The 3,162-nt window shown below is 69.0% G+C and carries 2 protein-coding genes; both read left to right on the top strand.

The window, feature by feature from the left end:
• Positions 1-89: 89 nt before the first annotated feature.
• A complete protein-coding gene (locus AC5JDC_RS19260) occupies positions 90-872 on the top strand; it encodes an ABC transporter ATP-binding protein (RefSeq protein ID WP_495843712.1) in 783 nt (260 codons plus the stop codon).
• The gene (locus AC5JDC_RS19255; RefSeq protein WP_495843710.1) at positions 865-3,093 is read left to right on the top strand and encodes an ABC transporter permease; all 2,229 of its coding nucleotides are present in this window, start codon (positions 865-867) and stop codon (positions 3,091-3,093) included. The genes AC5JDC_RS19260 and AC5JDC_RS19255 overlap by 8 nt, the downstream gene beginning before the upstream one ends.
• Positions 3,094-3,162 lie beyond the last annotated feature (69 nt).

Here is a 3,162-nt window from a genome sequence, read left to right as displayed (position 1 = left end):
CCGGCCAATCTCCCCCCTTGCGGGGGAGATGTCCGGCAGGACAGAGGGGGGTGCGGAGGAGCGCCACGATCGGTGGGTCGAAAGCGGCCATGTCTGAATCCGTCGCAGCACGTTTGCAAGGCACCGGCGCCGATGCGCTGGAGCTGGACGGCGTGGCGCGTCATTTCGGGGCGCTGGTGGCGCTGACCGGCATATCGATGCGGATCGCCGCCGGCGAACGGCGCGCCGTGCTCGGCTCCAACGGCGCCGGCAAGACGACGCTGTTCAACGCCATCACCGGCGATTTCATGCCGACGGCGGGGCGGATAAAATTCTTCGGCGAGGACATCACCGACCTGCCGCCGCACGAGCGCATTCGCCGGGGCCTGCGGCGCACCTACCAGATCTCGCAGCTCTTCAAGGGCCTGTCGGTGCTGGATTCGATCTTCCTCGCCTGCCGCGGCGTGTCGCGCCGGCGTTTCTCGCTGGTCAGGCCCAGCACCGCGGATGTGAACATGGCGCAGGCGGAATCGATCCTCAACGCCGTGCATCTGGAGGGGATCAGGGACGTGCCGGTGGCGACGTTGTCGCACGGCCAGCAGCGGCAGCTGGAGATCGCGCTGGCGCTGGCCGGGGCGCCGCGCTTCATCCTGTTCGACGAGCCGGCGGCGGGGCTGTCGCCGACCGAGCGGCGCGACCTCGTCGCCATCCTCAACGCCCTGCCGAAGCACATCGGCTATATCATCATCGAGCACGATCTCGACGTGGCGCTGCGCGTGTCCGACTATGTGTCGATGATGCACAACGGCCGCCTGTTCAAGGAAGGCACGCCGCGCGAGATCGAGGCCGATCCGCAGGTCCAGGAGATATACCTGGGAGGCCGGCATGGCTGAGCGCTCCGCCCCCGCCGGAAAAGCGGCGCTGAGGATCGACGATTTGCAGGTCTATTACGGCGAGAGCCATGCGCTGCAGGGCGTGTCGCTGACGCTGGAAAGCGGCGTGCTGTCGGTGGTCGGCCGCAACGGCATGGGCAAGACCACGCTGTGCAACACCATCACCGGGCTGAAACGTGCCCGCTCCGGCTCGATCCGGGTGAACGGCCGCGAGGTGTCGTCGCTGGAACCGCATGAGATCTACCGGCTCGGCGTCGGCTACGTGCCGCAGGGACGGCGCGTCTGGCCGAGCCTGACGGTGGACGAGCATCTCAGGCTGGCAGCCGGCAGCCGGCGCGACGCGGCGTGGACCGTCGAGCGCGTCTACCAGACCTTTCCGCGGCTGGCCGAGCGGCGCAACAATGGCGGCTCGCAGCTTTCCGGCGGCGAGCAGCAGATGCTGGCGATCTCGCGGGCGCTGCTGTCGGACCCGAAGCTGCTTGTCATGGACGAGCCCACGGAGGGTCTCGCCCCCGTCATCGTCGACCAGGTCGAAAAGATGCTGGTCGAGCTCGGCCGGGAAGGCGAGATGGCGATCCTCGTCATCGAGCAGAACATCGGCGTGGCGACGGCGGTGTCGGACCGCGTGGCGATCATGGTCAACGGCCGCGTCAACCGCATCATGGACGCCAAGGCGCTGGCCGCCGACCGCGAGCTGCAGCAGCGCCTGCTCGGCGTCGGGCGGCATGCGGACGAGGAGCCGGTGACGCCGGCGGTGGCCGCGCAGGCAGCCTCGCAGCTCGCGGACGTCTATCGGATCGAGCGGGCGGGGGTGCAGCCGGCGGCTGGGCCGGCGCCGATGCAAGGCGAAAACGGTGTCTACCGACCGGTCACCGAGCTGCCCAACCGCTGGAACGTGCCGGTGGCGGCGATGCGCCAGGCGGCGGTGGACAAGACGCAACCTGCTGACGATCTGGGCAAGGTGTTCGCCATCCCCTTCGCCGAGCGGATCGGGCGGACGGTGCTGGTGGCCGGGACGTTCGACACCAAGGGCCGGGAGTTGCGCTTCATGGCCGAGCGGCTGAAGGCGTTGAAGATACCGGTCAGGACCGTCGACCTGTCGACTTCGGGAAAGCCTTCGAGCGCCGACGTGCCGGCGGGCCAGGTGGCGGCGATGCACCGCGGCGGACCCTCCGCGGTGATGTCGGGCGACCGCGGCGGCTCGGTGGCGGCAATGGCCGAAGCCTTCGCCCGCTGGATCGAACGGGAGCCGGGCATCGGCGGCGTCATCTCGGCCGGCGGCTCGGGCGGCACGACGCTGGCCACCGCCGGCATGCGCGTGCTGCCGGTCGGCGTGCCGAAGATCATGGTTTCGACCGTGGCGGCCGGCGACGTCGGCAAATATGTCGGCGGCGCCGACATCACCATGGTCCACTCGGTAGCCGACGTGCAGGGGCTGAACTCGATCACCGAGGCGGTGCTTTCCAACGCCGCGCATGCGATGGCCGGCATGGTGGCGCAGCTGCCGACGGCAGAGCAGTGGGAGGCGAGGCGCAAGCTGGCGCGGCCGGCGGTCGGCATCACCATGTTCGGCGTGACCACGCCGGCGGTGCAGGCGGTGACGAGGCGGCTGGAGAGCGACTACGACTGCCTGGTCTTCCACGCCACGGGCATCGGCGGGCGGGCGATGGAGAATCTCGGCGATTCCCGGCTGCTTTCGGGTTTCATCGACCTGACCACGACCGAAGTCGCCGACATGATCGTCGGCGGCGTGTTCCCGGCGACCGAGGACCGTTTTGGTGCGGCGATCCGCACCGGCCTGCCCTATGTCGGCTCGGTGGGGGCGCTCGACATGGTGAATTTCGGGCCGCGCGACACGGTTCCGGAACGGTTTCGCAGCCGCAAGTTCGTGATCCACAATCCGAACGTGACGCTGATGCGCACGACGCGCGACGAGAACCGCGCGTTCGGCGCGTGGATCGGCGAGCGGCTGAACCGGATGAACGGGCCGGTGCGGTTCCTGCTGCCGGAGAGCGGGGTGTCGCTGCTCGACGCGCCGGGGCAGCCTTTCCACGACCCGGAGGCCGACAATGCTTTGTTCGAGGCGATCGAGCGGACGGTGCGGGTGTCGCCGACGCGGCAGGTGATGCGGGTCAAGGCCCACATCAACGATCCGGCGTTCGTCGACGCGGCGATCGCGGCATTCGAAGGCGTGATGCCGAAGATGCAGAGGAGGGCGTGATGGAGATGCTTTCGTTCCTTCGCACCCCCCTCTGTCCTGCCGGACATCTCCCCCGCAAGGGGGGAGATT

The sequence above is a fragment of the Kumtagia sp. genome (genome assembly GCF_059502445.1).
The sequence above is the reverse complement of the archived record's forward strand: the minus strand, read 5'-3'. Positions and strand labels throughout refer to the sequence as shown.

Coding starts and splice junctions, on each gene's coding strand:
- AC5JDC_RS19260 (WP_495843712.1), top strand. CDS start 90: ATGTCTGAATCCGTCGCAGCACGTTTGCAAGGCACCGGCGCCGATGCG.
- AC5JDC_RS19255 (WP_495843710.1), top strand. CDS start 865: ATGGCTGAGCGCTCCGCCCCCGCCGGAAAAGCGGCGCTGAGGATCGAC.